The following is a 14,919-nucleotide window of genomic DNA, read 5'->3' as shown; positions in this document are numbered from 1 at the left end:
TTGATATACTATTTATATATAATTAAAATGCGTAACAAATTAAATAGAAATGAGGGAACGTAATTGGTTAAAATTAAAAAATTAATAGCAATAGGAGCTTTAAGTATCTTTGCTTTTTCAGCAGTTGGATGTGAAATGATACAAAAGACTCCAGAAGCAATTAAAAACACTGTATTAGCAAAGGTAGGGGATCTTAAAATCACAAGAGGTGATGTTGATGAATTAGCAGATCCTTATTTACAACAATATGGTGCTGATTATGACACAAATACTCAAATAGCAGATCAAGTGAAAGAGTTGAGAATTCAAGCAATAAACTTACTAGTAGAACAAAAGCTTATGTATAAGAAGGCTGAAGAACTAGGAGTACTTCCAACTGAAGAAGAAGTAAAGGCAGAAACTGAAAAGTATATTGAAAGCCAAAAAGAAACATTTGGTGGAGAAGATGCCTTTAATACTGCTTTAGAAAATGCAGGGATGACTTTAGATGAATATAAAGAAAAATTAAACAAAAATATGAAAGATAGTTTAATAGGTGCTAAGGTTACAGAAGAAATATTTAAAGATGTATCTGTATCAGATGAAGAGATGCAAAAATATTACGATGAACATTTAGATAGCTATAAGAGCGCAACTGTTTCTCATATCTTAATAAAAGATGAAGCAAAAGCTAAAGAAATAAGAGAAAAGGCAGTAAATGGCGAAGATTTTGCTACATTAGCAAAAGAAAATTCAGAAGATACAGGAACTAAGGACAATGGAGGAAGTTTAGGAACTGTAACTTATGATACAACTAACTATGTTCAAGAATTTACAGATGCATTTAAGGCATTAGGTGAAGGCGAAATTTCAGAACCTGTACAAAGTACTTATGGATACCATATAATAAAGGTTACTGACATAAAACAAAAAACTCTTGATGAAGCAAAGGATTCAATAAAGAGCACATTAGAAAATGATAAGAAAAATGAATTATATACTTCATCTATTGAACAGTGGAAGAAAGATTATAAGGTTAAAACATACGAAAATAGATTATAATACCTATTAAGGGATTAGCTAATTATTAGCTAGTTCCTTTTTTATTTTAAGTTACCTAATATATTTTTAATTAAATAAAAATTGGTTATATGGGTATAAAATTTCTAAGAAGTCAAATAATAATATTGCAACTAATTATTAATTAAGGAGGTAGCTCATAATAATGAAAGCAACAGGGATTGTTAGACGAATTGATGACTTAGGAAGAGTTGTAATACCAAAAGAAATAAGAAGAACCTTAAGGATTAGAGAAGGAGATCCTTTAGAGATTTTCACTGATAGAGAGGGTGGAGTTATTTTAAAGAAATATTCACCTATTGGAGAATTAACTGATTTTTCAAAAGAATATGCTGAAAGTTTACAACAAGCAATTGGACATATTATTTTAATATCAGATAAAGATGCATTTATATCAGTAAGTGGTGGCTCTAAGAAAGAGTATGTAGAAAGAAAGGTTAGTCAAGAGCTAGAAAAAATAATGGAAGAGAGAAAAGCAATTTTGATAACAGAACAAAACAAAACAATTCCATTACATAGTGATGAAGAATCTGGAAAATATACTAGCCAAGTAATATCTCCTATAATAGCTGAAGGAGATGCAATAGGAGCAGTTATTATCTTATCAAAGGAACCAGGTGAAAAGCTAGGGGAATTAGAATTAAAACTATCAGAAACCGCTTCAGCTTTCTTAGGTAAACAAATGGAACAATAAAAATAAATAATTAATAAAATATAAAGTTATCAATAAAAAAGTAATAATACCTCTAAACTTAAAATAAAAATTATTAAAGCAATTAAAGTTTGGAGGTATTTTATGAAGAAACAATCACTAATAAAAGCTAGTTTAATACTTGGGATGGCAGGGATAGTAGCAAGGTTTTTGGGATTATTTTTTAGATGGCCACTTATTATGCTTATAGGTGATGAAGGTGTAGGGTATTATCAAATGTCATATCCATTATATATGTTTTTTGTTGCTATGGCTTCAGGAGTTCCTGTTGCTATTTCAAAGATGATTTCAGAGAAAAAAGCAAAGGGAGATATAGAAGGCATATTTGTAACATTAAAGGAATCTACAATTTTAATGATGTTTTTAGGAATTGGTACAAGTCTTTTACTATTTGTTTTTGCTAAACCCATTATAAATTTTGTCCAATGGGATATGAAATCTTATTATTCTTTATTAGGTATATCTTTTGCGCCTTTTATAATTTCTATTATGACAATATATAGAGGCTTTTTTCAAGGACTTCAAAATATGACCCCTTCAGGTGTTTCTCAAATATTAGAGCAAATAGGAAGAGTGATAATTGGTGTTGGACTTGCTATACTGCTTTTGCCTAAAGGTATAGAATATGCAGCTGGAGGAGCAGCTTTTGGAGCAGCTGCTGGAGGCGTTATAGGGGCAAGCTATCTACATGAAAAGTATAAAAAAGTTAAAAAGGAAATGTGGAATAAGAAGGTTAGAAGTAATCCAGAAGTGCTTTCAACAATATTGAAAATAGCACTACCTATTTCTATAGGAGCAACTGTTGGAACTATAATGAGTTTAATTGATTCTATATTAGTTCCACAAAAATTATTACAAGCTGGTATAGTATCAGAAAAAGCAACTATTCTTTATGCACAACTTACAGGAAAAGCTAATGTAATAACGAATATTCCTTTGACTTTATCCATAGCTCTTGGAACAGCACTAATACCTATAATAGCAGAAAAGTATATAATGAATAGACGAGATGAATTAGAGGCTAAGGTTCAATTATCTATGAAAATGTCAATGCTTATAGCTATGCCATGTACGCTAGGGCTTTTCTTTCTTGCAGGACCTATAATGAAGGTAATATTTCCAGGAAGGTATGATGGAATATTAATATTAAAGTACTTATCATTATCAGTACCTTTTATAATTTTGACTCAAACAACTACGTCAATTATGCAAGGAATAGGTCATTATATTAGACCTATAATTAATTTGTTTATAGGCTGTGTAGTTAAGATTGTATTAACATTTATTTTAGTTCCTAGACCAGAAATAAATATATATGGAGCTGTTATTGCTAGTATATCTGCTTATTTAGTAGCAACAATACTAAATGTAATTTCTTTAAGAAAAAGGTTAAAATTGAGGCTAGATATATATAAGTCCTTTATAAAGCCTATTATAGCAGCTTCTATTATGAGTATTGTTGTACTATTTTCATATAATTTATTATTTATTAAGACAGGTAGTAATACTTCTTCTTGCTTATTATCGATATTTTTGGGTATTATTATATATGTAATATTAATATTGATACTTAGAATATTTAGTATAGATGAAATAAAAAATAAAATTGTAAAAAATTAATTAGTAAGGAGAGAACCTAATGATAAAAATAATAGGTTTAGGACCAGGAGCACCAGATGCCTTAACTATTGGTGCAGTTAGGGCCTTAGAAGAAGGAAATAATATATATTTCAGAACTGAAAAACATCCAACTGTAGACTACTTAAAATCAAAGATAGAAAATTTCAAAACATATGATCATTATTATGAAACTTCAGATAATTTTGATGAAGTTTATGAAAGTATAGCTAGTGACATAGTAAAAAATCATAAAGAGTCTGGAGAAATAGTTTATGCTGTTCCTGGACATCCGTTAGTAGCTGAAAAATCAGTGTTTAATCTTATTAACTTATGTGATAGTGAAAATATTAAATATGAGATAGTTCCAGCTGTAAGTTTTATTGATGCAATGATGGATGTGTTAAAAATAGATCCAATAGAAGGTTTAAAAGTTATTGATGCTTTTGATATAGGTAATCAAGTCTTAGATAAGAGAATTGGAACTATAATTACTCAAGTTTATAATCCTTTAATAGCATCAGAAGTAAAATTAAGATTACTAGATTATTATAATGATGATACAGAAATATATTTTGTTAGGGCTGCTGGTATAGATGGTGAAGAATCTATTAGAACTATACTAATTTATGAACTTGATATGCAAGAAGATATAGATTATTTAACTTCTATTTATATACCAAAAGATATGAATAATAAGAAGGATTTTAATGATTTAGTTGAAATTATTGATACCTTAAGAGGTGAAAATGGTTGCCCTTGGGATATGGAACAAACGCATGAAAGTATTAAAAATCAATTATTAGAAGAAGCTTATGAATTAGTAGACAGCATAAATAATGATGATATAGATGGTATGATAGAAGAACTTGGAGATGTTTTATTACATGTAGTTTTCCATGCATCAATCGGTAATGACGATGGATACTTTAATATCTATGATGTAATAGGTTCTATATGCGATAAAATGATTTATAGACACCCTCATGTTTTTGGAGATGAAGAGGTTTCAAATAGTGGTGATGTTGTAGATAATTGGGATGAACTTAAGAAAAAAGAGAAAAACCACAAAACTATTACTGATGAAATGAAGGCAGTAGCTATGGCACTTCCAGCTTTAAATAGGGCACATAAGGTTCAAAAAAAGGCTGCTAAGGTTGGCTTTGATTGGGATAAAGTAGAAGAGGCTGCTTTAAAGGAGGAAGAAGAATTAAAAGAGGTATTAGATGTATATAAATCCAATAATAAGGAAAAAATAAAGGATGAAGTAGGGGATTTATTCTTTGCAGCTGTAAATGTAGCAAGGTTGTTAAATATAGATGAAGAAGAAGCATTAAATTCAACAATCAAAAAATTTATAAATAGATTTTCTTTTATTGAAGAAGAAGCATTAAAAAATAATAGAAACTTGAATGAAATGACATTAGAAGAAATGGATAAACTGTGGAATGAAGCAAAAAACAAAGAAATTAATAAAATAAAGGAGGATTTATAAATTTTTTGAAGAATAATATTATAGTGATTTATACTATACTATAGAAAACTTATTGTAATAAATAGCTTTTATAACAAAAAAATGATAATGTTATAGACTAGCACAAAAAGACGATATATAATAAGAGAATGTAGTTATAGTACATATTAATAGTAAAAATTAACTACTAAAATATATACGGGTTATTTAAGGAGGATGTAATTGTGAATAAAGCAGAATTAATCACTAGCATGTCAGAAAAAAGCAAATTAACTAAGAAGGATGCTGAATTAGCGTTAAAAGCATTTATAGAAAGCGTTGAAGAAGCATTAGAAAACGGAGAAAAAGTTCAATTAGTTGGATTTGGTACTTTCGAAACTAGAGAAAGAGCAGCAAGAGAAGGAAGAAATCCAAGAACTAAAGAAACAATAAGCATTCCAGCTTCAACTGTTCCAGTATTTAAAGCAGGAAAAGAATTTAAAGAAAAAGTTAATAAATAGTATAAATAAGAACCCGAGTTTACTCGGGTTCTTTTAATAACAAATAAGGTTTAAGGAGATTCAATATGAGATTAGATAAGTATCTTAAGGTTTCTAGGATTATTAAGAGAAGAACTGTAGCAAAGGAAGTTTGCGAAGGTGAAAGAGTTTCTATTAATGGAAAAACAGCTAAACCTTCAACTGTAGTTAAAGAGGGAGATATTATAGAAATACAATTTGCTAATAGATCATTAAAGGCAAGAATTATAAATGTAGTCGAACATGTGAAAAAAGAAAATGCAAAAGAAATGTATGAGATAATAGAAGGCGAAGAAGATAAAGAATAAATATTATATCTCTTTCATATATTTTTATAAAGAATATGTGGAGGAGATAAGATGGAAAAGAAAAGTGAGAATAAACTAGAAGAGCCTAGGGGCAACATAGTTTTAGAAAATAGAAAAAAATTAACTCTTACTGGGGTAGAAGAAGTTATAAGTTTTGATGATGAGAAAATTTTATTAAACACAAAGTTAGGTTTTTTAACTATTAAGGGATCAGAGTTAAAAATGAATAAACTTGATGTTCAAAATGGTGATGTGATAATAGTGGGAAATGTATCTTCAATAGTATATAGTAGTAAAGAAATAAAAAAAGAAAAAGAAAGTATAATTTCTAGGTTGTTTAAGTAGGTATATGATATGCCATTATCTTTAAACGTTCAAATTGATATGTTAGTATATTCAGTACTTGCAGGGATATTAATTGGCATATTATTTGATTTATACAACATAATACGAGGATTTAAGATTCCTAAAATAATAGTAATAATTGAGGATATATTATTTTGGATTCTTACAGCGATTATAGTATTTACTTTTCTACTATATACAAATTATGCATTTTTAGGTCCCTATGTATATATATTTATGATTTTAACTTTAATTTTTTATTTAAAGTTTATAAGCCCTATAGTCTTTAAGGGAGAAAAATATATAATTAGTAAAGTTGCGAAATTTATTAGGGTAATATTTAAGAATATGATTTATCCCATAAAGATAATATATTACGGTATTGCTGGTAAAAAATGAAATTAAAACTACGAACATAAAAAAATATCTTGAATAAAATATTTATAGTGTTTAAAATATATTATATAATATATTTTAAAGAGGGTGAGAGCAATTAAAAAGCAACTAACTCTTAAAAGATTAATTATAGTTTTTATTTTTGTTATTTTTGTTGCTAATTATATAAAACAAGAAATTACAATTAGAAGAATTCAAACAGACATTATTAATAGTCAGGAAGAATTACAAGAACTTAAGAATAAAAATGGTGAATTAGAATCAGATCTTAAAAAGGCTAATGAATCTAATGAATATCTTGAGAAACTTGCGAGGGAAAGACTAGGGATGATTAAGGATGGAGAAAAAGTTGTGAATTCCCAGCAGCAAAATTAAAAAAATATGTTTTAGAACTATTTAAAAGAGGTTATTATTATAATAACATATATTATTTAATTTTTAAGGAGGAATCTTTGTAACATGACCTTGATGGCAGGAAACATATTAGAAGGTACGGTGGTTAATATAACTAGTTTTGGAGCTTTCGTTGAAATAGAGGGAAAGACAGGGCTGGTTCACATTTCAGAAGTGGCAGATTCATTTGTTAAGGATATTAGAGAACATCTTCATGAACAAGATAAGGTAAAAGTAAAAGTAATATCTATTGATGATAATGGTAAGATAAGCTTGTCAATAAAGCAAGCAAATGTACAAAAAAAATCAATTAAACCTGTAGAAATAGATTGGACCTCAGAAAACAAAAAAACTAGTATGAATGCAGGTAATTTCGAAGATATAATGTCAAGGTTCTTAAAAGACAGTGAAGAAAGAATGCAAGATGTTAAGAAGAAGCAAGATTTTAAATCTAAGGGTTCAAGAAAAAGTTATTAATAAAAAATAATAGTGGGCATCATATAAATTTAATATATAAATCTATACAAAGGGCTATTTTCTATTAGAAAGTATCCCTTTATAATTTATGACAAAAAGAATTTACAAATAAAATTAATTAATATCAAATAAAAAACAAAAAAAGATGTTGACACTATAGAAAACATCATATATAATTAATTTTGTCGCTGAGGGGCGACAAAAGAAAATATGCTGAAGTGGCGGAACAGGCAGACGCACAGGACTTAAAATCCTGCGGTAGCGATACCGTACCGGTTCGATTCCGGTCTTCAGCACCAAGTTGAATTTAGCTTATAATATCGCGGGGTGGAGCAGTTGGCAGCTCGTCGGGCTCATAACCCGAAGGTCGTAGGTTCAAGTCCTGCCCCCGCAACCAAAAATGTGGCGGAATAGCTCAGCTGGCTAGAGCACTCGGTTCATACCCGAGGTGTCGTAGGTTCAAGTCCTATTTCCGCTACCATATACGCTGAAGTGGCGGAACAGGCAGACGCACAGGACTTAAAATCCTGCGGTAGCGATACCGTACCGGTTCGATTCCGGTCTTCAGCACCAAGTTGAATTTAGCTTATAATATCGCGGGGTGGAGCAGTTGGCAGCTCGTCGGGCTCATAACCCGAAGGTCGTAGGTTCAAGTCCTGCCCCCGCAACCAAAAACATGGCGGAATAGCTCAGCTGGCTAGAGCACTCGGTTCATACCCGAGGTGTCGTAGGTTCAAGTCCTATTTCCGCTACCATATACGCTGAAGTGGCGGAACAGGCAGACGCACAGGACTTAAAATCCTGCGGTAGCGATACCGTACCGGTTCGATTCCGGTCTTCAGCACCAAAGTACTTAAGTTTAACTTAAGTACTTTTTTTTCTAGGAATTATCCTATGAATAGTTTTTATAAATCCATTTACTTCAATATAGGAGGAGATGGATATTATATTTTTCTCTCTATTTTTTTCCTCAAAAATTAAGTGATACTGACAAATTTATTTTGAAAATTAAAAGGTTAAATAACATAAAAACTTAGTATTTAGAAATTTATGTATGAAAAAGTATATTGAAATAAGGAAATTTACATATTATTGTACTACGAAAAAAAAATAATGATACATCATGCGACACATATTTTTTTTATAAGATGATATAATCAAAATTACATTTTATGGAAATTGGAGGAGAAAAAATGCAATATGGTGTTAATATATCAACTTATAAGAGAGTAGAAAAAAAGAAAAAAAAACAATTGAAGGTTCAAGGAACGCAGTTTGGGATGATTATATCTCTTTCAATTGGATTTTTGCTAAGTAGAGTTTTAGTATCAGCAACTATAGATATGGGCATAGCACCTTTCGGTATTGCATATCTTATAGGTATAAAGAAAGAAAATACTACAAATGTCATATTAGCTCTTATAGGAACGGTATTGGGGTATATATCCATATCATCTGGTTTAGAAGGAGCTATTAGCTATTTCATAGCAGCTGTGTTAGTTATAGGATATATAGAAGTTTGTAATAAGTTAGAATTAAAAAATAGGGATTATGTTACTTTTTTCTTAACCTTTTCTGTGTTTATTATATATAACTTAGTTATTAATAACAAACCAATGGGAGTTAACATAGTATTTTCTTTGTTAAAGGTTTCAAGTATAATTCCAGTAAAATATATGATAAGTTATGCTTTAAAATGTATAGATGAGTTAGAAAGTAATTATTTTTTCTCAACAGAAGAAATAATTAGTATAGGTATATTAATTTGCCTATTGATTGCAGGTGTAGGAAACGTAAATATACTTAATATACAAATTAGGAATGTATTAGCTTTATCTTCAATTGCTATTTTTGCATATATAGGGGGAGCTGGAATCGGAGCTGCTATAGGCGTTTCCATGGGGCTTATTATAGGAATAACTAATGGAGATATTGTTACAGCTATAACATTATATAGTTTATGTGGATTAATAATTGGAATCTTTAAAGAAGTTGGTAGAATATTTTCTGCTTTATCATATGGTGTTATTTATTTTATAGTATGTATGTACTCCAGTTCCTTTAATCTTTATGGGGGAATAGAAGTTATGTTATCATCTATAGTTTTGATTTCTATTCCAAAGATTTTTATAGAAAGCGTTAGTAATGAGTTTAATAAAGAGAAGAAGGTTGAAATCATTAATGATATTCATTTAAATGGAATAAAAGGAGAATTTATAGATAGGCTAAGTTCTATGAAATCTATTTTATCAACTTTATCAGCATCTATATTAAATTTAGGTGAAAATGATATTTTGTCTTTAAATAATAAGGGAACTGCAATGGTAGAGAGTCTAGCTGATAGAGTTTGTTATAATTGTGAACTCAGACAAAGGTGCTGGGATAGAAATTTACACTCAACCTTTGAAGGTTTTACTGAATTAATAAGTAGTTGTGAAAAAAATGATATATACATTCCTAAGCCTTTAGAAAAAAAATGTGTTAAAACTAGAAGTTTAATAAAAAATGCTCAAGAGATAGTTAACAATTATACTGTAAATGAAGCCTTAAAAACAAGATTAAGTGAAGGAAGAAACATAATAGCAAGTCATATTAATAATATATCTAATACAATGGAGGGGATGATAAGGGATTTTGAGAAGGATATTTCTATTTGTTTTGAAATAGATAAAATATTAAGAAAGGCTTTTAATAGAAACAAAATTGATTACTCAGATGTTTTTTCATATCTAGATAGAAATGGAAGAATGAAAATAAAAGTCTCAACCACTAATCCAGAAGAAGAAAGATATTGCACAAAGATGATATTACCTATAATTAACACTTTAGTTAAGGTTCCTGTATCTATATCCAAGGAAGGAACAAGAATAAATCCTGATACTGGAGAATGCACTGTAATAATAGAAGAAACACCTAAATATCATATGACTTCTTATGCTGCTATTAAGGCTAAGGAGGGGGAGACTTATATTGGAGATAGCTATAGTTTTTCTGAAACTAATGAAGGAACTTATATTAATATAATAAGCGATGGTATGGGATCAGGACCAGAAGCAGGAATAGAAAGTGGATTGGCTGTAGGATTAATTGAGAAATTTATAGAAAATGGCTTTAGCGAAAAGACTGCAATTGATACTGTTAATTCAATAATGACCATGAAGTTCAATGAAGATGAAAAATTTACCACTATGGATTTGAATATAGTAGATTTATATACAGGTGAGGCTGAATTTATAAAGATTGGAGGAGTTGTAAGCTTTATAAAAAGAAACAAGGATATAAAGGTAATTAAATCTAACACTTTACCTTTTGGAATATTAGATTCTGTAGATGTGACAACAGAGAAGTTCAAATTAAAACATGGTGATATTATAGTTTCCATTAGTGATGGAGTTTTAGATATAGATAAAAATAATATAGGAAGTTATTCTTGGCTAGAGGAATACCTAGAATATGCGGATACAAATCCATCTGCACTATCTAGAGATATATTAGAAAAAGCTATGGTTTTAAGTGGAGGAAAGGTTAAAGATGATATGACTGTATTAGTTTCTAAAATATATTCAATATATTAGAAATGTTTTATAATAAAAATGTTTTTACGGAGCTGTTTTTGAACAGCTCCTGATTATTTTTTGAAAAAATTTTACTTTAAAAAAGATAATATTAGATTTATTTTTATGATATATTTTATATTACAATATTGTAAAAAATAGTTAAGAAATTTTATTTACAGATAACTTTGTTAAGGTTATTATATTATATATTAAAATAATTTTACTAAGGAGTATTGTTGTGATAAACAAAGTAAAGGCTTTTGTAATTGAAAATAATCTAATAGAAAATGGGGATAGGGTTTTGGTGGCTTTGTCAGGTGGTCCTGATTCTGTTTGTTTATTAAATATTCTCTTTGAACTTAAAGAGGATTTTAATATTGAAATTGCAGCAGCACATGTAAATCATATGCTTAGAGGAGATGAAGCCTTTAAAGATGAGGAATATGCAAGGGATATATGTCATAGCCTAAATGTAGATTTCTTTTCTGATAGGATAGATATAGATAAAATATCTAAGGAAAGAAGTATATCTCATGAACTAGCAGGAAGAGAAGAGAGATATAAGTTCTTTCATTTAATAAGTAAGAAAAATGGGTACAATAAGATAGCTATTGCTCACAATTCAAATGATCAAGCTGAAACAGTTCTTATGAATATGATGAGAGGTTCTGGAATTGAGGGACTTTGTGGGATTAGGAGTAAAAGAGAAGGAGGAATAATAAGACCTATTCTTTGCTTATCTAGGGAAGAAATAGAACAGTATTGTAATGCTAACAACTTAAAACCTAGAATAGATAAAACTAATTTAGAAAATGTATACAATAGAAATAAGGTGAGATTAGATATTCTTCCTTATATGAGGAATAATTTTAACAAGGATATAGTAGAAACAATAAATAGAATGGCAAGTTTATTACAAATAGATAATGACTTTATTGAAAAAGAGTGCAATAATTATTATAAAAAGTTTTGCACTAACTATGGAGAAAAGTTAATTATATCTAAGGAAGCTTTTTCTATTGAAAAAGCTATTTTAACTAGGCTTATAAAAAAAGCATTTATAAATTTTACTGGTAAACACACGAACTTTGAAATGAAACATATTTATGAAGTAGTATCACTAGCAAGTAATAACACTAATAAAAAAATAAATATACCTAATGGAGTAATAGCCGAAAATATATATGGAGATATATATTTAAGATTTAGAGAAATTAAAAATAATGAATTTCAAGAAGTTATATTAAATAAAAGTGACTTAGATAAGAAATGTATAGTTTTCGGGAAGTATATCATAAGTTTTGATATAGTAGATAATAAAAAAAGTATAGAATTTTCTAATAATGTATTAATAAAATTTTTTGATTATGATAAGATAAAAGAAAAGCTAATAATTAGGAAAAGATTAAATGGGGACAGAATTATTCCACTTGGAATGAAAGGTAGTAAAAAGGTAAAGGATATTTTTATTGATTTAAAATTACCTATAGAAGAAAGAAATGAGGTTCCTATCTTATGTTTTGATAATGAAATAGCTTGGTTAGTAGGATATAAGGTTTCTGAAAGTTTTAAAGTAACTAAGGATACAAAAAGAATTATAAGAATTACATTTGTTAGAAAGGAATAGAAATATGACGAAAGATATAAAAGAGATATTACTTACAGAAGAACAAATTACAAATAAAGTAAAAGAGATAGGTAAGGCTATAAGTGAAGATTATAAAGGTAAGGATTTAATAATAGTAGGAATTTTAAAGGGTTCAGTTATATTTGCATCTGAACTAATAAAAAATATATCTATACCATGTGAAATAGATTTTATGGCAGTATCTAGTTATGGAAATTCTACTGAAACATCAGGAGTAGTAAGAATATTAAAGGATTTAGATCATGGTATTGAAGGTAAGGACATTATAATAGTAGAAGATATAATAGATAGTGGAGTTACTTTAGATTACTTATTAAAATATTTAAAAGCTAGAAAAGCAAATAGTATAGAAATAGTTACTTTATTAACAAAACCATCTAGAAGAATGGTAGATTTAGATGTAAAATACTGTGGATTTGAAGTGCCAGATGAGTTTTTGGTGGGCTATGGATTAGACTATGCAGAAAGATATAGAAATTTACCATATGTAGGAATATTAAAAGAAGAAGTATATAAAAAATAAAATGAAATATAGTATAATAGTGCAATATAATAAAACTAGACGAAAGGGGGGCCTTGAATGAAAAAATATTCAAGCGCAACAGTATGGATATTTGTAATTTTGATATTATTCTTTTCTGCAACGTTTTTGTGGAATAGTGGCAAAATGGCAGATGAGATATCATACAGTGATTTCCAACAAAAATGGATAGGAAATGAAATAGAAAGTATTATGGTTCAACCTGATAAGATGCTTATATCAGGTAAAACAAGAGACAATAAGCAATTTAATACATATGCTCCAAAGGAAATGGTGCAAATGTTAATGTCTGAAAATCCAAAGGATGATGTGAAGGTTGATTTTAAACAACCATCAAATAGTAGTCTTTGGATAAGTATAATTCCAACAATAATGATTTTAGTGTTAGTATTCGTATTCTTCTTTATGATGACACAACAATCTCAAGGTGGCGGAAGTGGAAGAGGAGTAATGAACTTTGGAAAAAGTAGAGCTAAAATAATGCCTCCAGATGCAAAAAGAGTTACCTTTGATGACGTTGCTGGCGCTGATGAAGAAAAGCAAGAACTGGAAGAAATTGTAGATTTCTTAAAACAACCATCTAAGTATACTCAGATGGGAGCAAGAATACCTAAAGGAGTATTATTAGTTGGTCCTCCAGGAACAGGTAAAACATTACTTGCTAAAGCTATTGCAGGTGAGGCGGGTGTTCCATTCTATAGTATATCAGGTTCTGACTTTGTTGAAATGTTTGTTGGTGTAGGTGCGTCAAGAGTTAGAGATTTATTTGAACAAGCTAAAAAAAGTGCTCCATCATTGGTATTTATAGATGAAATAGATGCAGTTGGTAGACAAAGAGGTGCAGGACTTGGTGGTGGACACGATGAGAGAGAACAAACTCTAAATCAATTATTAGTTGAAATGGATGGATTTGGTGCTAATGAAGGGATTATAATGATTGCTGCAACTAATAGACCAGATATCCTTGACCCAGCTTTATTAAGACCAGGTAGATTTGATAGACAAATAGTTGTTGGAGCTCCTGATGTTAAGGGTAGAGAAGAAATTCTTAAAGTTCACACTAAGAAAAAACCTTTAGCTGAAGATGTAGATTTAAAGGTATTAGCTAAGAGAACACCAGGATTTAGTGGAGCTGATATAGAAAACTTAGCTAATGAAGCAGCTTTGTTAGCAGTTAGAAGAAGTGAAAAATTAATAGGAATGCAGGAATTTGAAGAAGCTATAACTAGGGTAATAGCTGGTCCTGAAAAGAAGAGTAGAGTAATGAGTGAGCATGATAAGAAGCTTACAGCTTATCATGAAGGAGGTCACGCTGTAGTTATGAATCTTCTTGAACATTCAGACCCAGTTCATGAAATAAGTATAATACCAAGAGGTATGGCAGGTGGATATACTATGCACTTACCAAATGAAGATAGATCATATACTTCAAAGGAAAAGTTAAAGGATGAGATGGTTGGATTATTAGGTGGTAGAGTAGCTGAAAAACTAATTCTTTCAGATATTTCTACAGGGGCTAAAAATGACATAGATAGAGCAAGTGCTATAGCTAGAGCTATGGTTATGGAATATGGTATGAGTGAAAAGCTTGGAACAATATCTTATAGCTCAGATAATAATGAAGTATTCTTAGGTAAGAACTTAGGACATGGAAGAAACTTTAGTGAAGAAGTTGGTGCAGAAATAGATAAGGAAGTTAAGAAGTTTATAGATGAAGCTTATGAAAGAGCAGAAACTTTATTAAGCCAAAATATAAATAAACTTCATGCAGTAGCAGCAGCTTTACTAGAAAAAGAAAAAATTGATGGTGAAGAATTCCAAAGAATTTTTAATGAAAGCTAAAATAAATTAAGGAGTTGTTTTTAAACAACTCC

14 protein-coding genes and 7 tRNA genes are annotated in these 14,919 nt (G+C 29.4%); all 21 read left to right on the top strand.

Annotation, left to right across the window (positions count from 1 at the left end; translation table 11 throughout):
• Positions 1 to 63 precede the first annotated feature (63 nt).
• The 21 genes from ACQRD5_RS12790 (at position 64) to ftsH (ending at position 14,887) form a co-directional block, all read left to right on the top strand.
• Complete coding sequence (locus tag ACQRD5_RS12790) at positions 64 to 1,041, top strand: peptidylprolyl isomerase (RefSeq protein WP_294167735.1); 978 nt, start codon at positions 64 to 66, stop codon at positions 1,039 to 1,041.
• 163 nt (positions 1,042 to 1,204) lie between these two features.
• Positions 1,205 to 1,753, top strand: a complete 549-nt coding sequence (gene spoVT, locus ACQRD5_RS12785; protein WP_291628807.1) for a stage V sporulation protein T — start codon at positions 1,205 to 1,207, stop codon at positions 1,751 to 1,753.
• 102 nt (positions 1,754 to 1,855) lie between these two features.
• Entirely contained in the window at positions 1,856 to 3,391 is a 1,536-nt protein-coding gene (locus ACQRD5_RS12780; RefSeq protein WP_291628808.1) for a putative polysaccharide biosynthesis protein, read from the top strand.
• 19 nt (positions 3,392 to 3,410) lie between these two features.
• Positions 3,411 to 4,883, top strand: coding sequence for a nucleoside triphosphate pyrophosphohydrolase (gene mazG, locus ACQRD5_RS12775; protein ID WP_427746927.1), 1,473 nt, complete (start codon positions 3,411 to 3,413; stop codon positions 4,881 to 4,883).
• 203 nt (positions 4,884 to 5,086) lie between these two features.
• Positions 5,087 to 5,362: an HU family DNA-binding protein gene (locus ACQRD5_RS12770; RefSeq protein WP_291706703.1), complete on the top strand. Its 276-nt coding sequence runs from the start codon at positions 5,087 to 5,089 to the stop codon at positions 5,360 to 5,362.
• A 65-nt stretch (positions 5,363 to 5,427) separates the two neighbouring features.
• Positions 5,428 to 5,688, top strand: coding sequence for an RNA-binding S4 domain-containing protein (locus tag ACQRD5_RS12765; RefSeq protein ID WP_291628814.1), 261 nt, complete (start codon positions 5,428 to 5,430; stop codon positions 5,686 to 5,688).
• Between the two features lie 51 nt (positions 5,689 to 5,739).
• The gene (gene yabP / locus ACQRD5_RS12760; protein ID WP_291628821.1) at positions 5,740 to 6,033 is read left to right on the top strand and encodes a sporulation protein YabP; all 294 of its coding nucleotides are present in this window, start codon (positions 5,740 to 5,742) and stop codon (positions 6,031 to 6,033) included.
• A 9-nt stretch (positions 6,034 to 6,042) separates the two neighbouring features.
• On the top strand, positions 6,043 to 6,432 hold the full coding sequence (gene yabQ, locus ACQRD5_RS12755; protein ID WP_294167724.1) for a spore cortex biosynthesis protein YabQ: 390 nt from the start codon (positions 6,043 to 6,045) through the stop codon (positions 6,430 to 6,432).
• An 84-nt stretch (positions 6,433 to 6,516) separates the two neighbouring features.
• Positions 6,517 to 6,804 carry an FtsB family cell division protein gene (locus tag ACQRD5_RS12750; protein ID WP_308779965.1) on the top strand — a complete coding sequence of 96 codons (288 nt, stop codon included), beginning with the start codon at positions 6,517 to 6,519 and terminating at the stop codon, positions 6,802 to 6,804.
• Positions 6,805 to 6,888: 84 nt separating this feature from the next.
• Entirely contained in the window at positions 6,889 to 7,299 is a 411-nt protein-coding gene (locus ACQRD5_RS12745) for a S1 domain-containing RNA-binding protein (RefSeq protein WP_291628832.1), read from the top strand.
• Between the two features lie 212 nt (positions 7,300 to 7,511).
• Positions 7,512 to 7,598: transfer RNA gene (locus ACQRD5_RS12740), tRNA-Leu, on the top strand.
• A 22-nt stretch (positions 7,599 to 7,620) separates the two neighbouring features.
• A tRNA-Met gene (locus ACQRD5_RS12735) sits at positions 7,621 to 7,696 on the top strand.
• Between the two features lie 7 nt (positions 7,697 to 7,703).
• A tRNA-Met gene (locus tag ACQRD5_RS12730) sits at positions 7,704 to 7,780 on the top strand.
• Between the two features lie 5 nt (positions 7,781 to 7,785).
• Positions 7,786 to 7,872: transfer RNA gene (locus ACQRD5_RS12725), tRNA-Leu, on the top strand.
• 22 nt (positions 7,873 to 7,894) lie between these two features.
• A tRNA-Met gene (locus ACQRD5_RS12720) sits at positions 7,895 to 7,970 on the top strand.
• Positions 7,971 to 7,977: 7 nt separating this feature from the next.
• A tRNA-Met gene (locus ACQRD5_RS12715) sits at positions 7,978 to 8,054 on the top strand.
• Between the two features lie 5 nt (positions 8,055 to 8,059).
• Positions 8,060 to 8,146: transfer RNA gene (locus ACQRD5_RS12710), tRNA-Leu, on the top strand.
• A 346-nt stretch (positions 8,147 to 8,492) separates the two neighbouring features.
• Positions 8,493 to 10,874 carry a stage II sporulation protein E gene (gene spoIIE / locus ACQRD5_RS12705; protein WP_291628834.1) on the top strand — a complete coding sequence of 794 codons (2,382 nt, stop codon included), beginning with the start codon at positions 8,493 to 8,495 and terminating at the stop codon, positions 10,872 to 10,874.
• A gap of 220 nt (positions 10,875 to 11,094) precedes the next feature.
• Positions 11,095 to 12,483, top strand: a complete 1,389-nt coding sequence (gene tilS, locus ACQRD5_RS12700; RefSeq protein WP_291628836.1) for a tRNA lysidine(34) synthetase TilS — start codon at positions 11,095 to 11,097, stop codon at positions 12,481 to 12,483.
• 4 nt (positions 12,484 to 12,487) lie between these two features.
• Positions 12,488 to 13,027 carry a hypoxanthine phosphoribosyltransferase gene (hpt, locus tag ACQRD5_RS12695; protein ID WP_291628837.1) on the top strand — a complete coding sequence of 180 codons (540 nt, stop codon included), beginning with the start codon at positions 12,488 to 12,490 and terminating at the stop codon, positions 13,025 to 13,027.
• A 57-nt stretch (positions 13,028 to 13,084) separates the two neighbouring features.
• Positions 13,085 to 14,887 carry an ATP-dependent zinc metalloprotease FtsH gene (gene ftsH, locus ACQRD5_RS12690; RefSeq protein ID WP_291628839.1) on the top strand — a complete coding sequence of 601 codons (1,803 nt, stop codon included), beginning with the start codon at positions 13,085 to 13,087 and terminating at the stop codon, positions 14,885 to 14,887.
• Positions 14,888 to 14,919: the final 32 nt, after the last annotated feature.

The organism is Clostridium sp. SGI.024, from assembly GCF_050315195.1.
Classification (GTDB): Bacteria; Bacillota; Clostridia; order Clostridiales; family Clostridiaceae; genus Clostridium.
The sequence above is the reverse complement of the archived record's forward strand: the minus strand, read 5'-3'. Positions and strand labels throughout refer to the sequence as shown.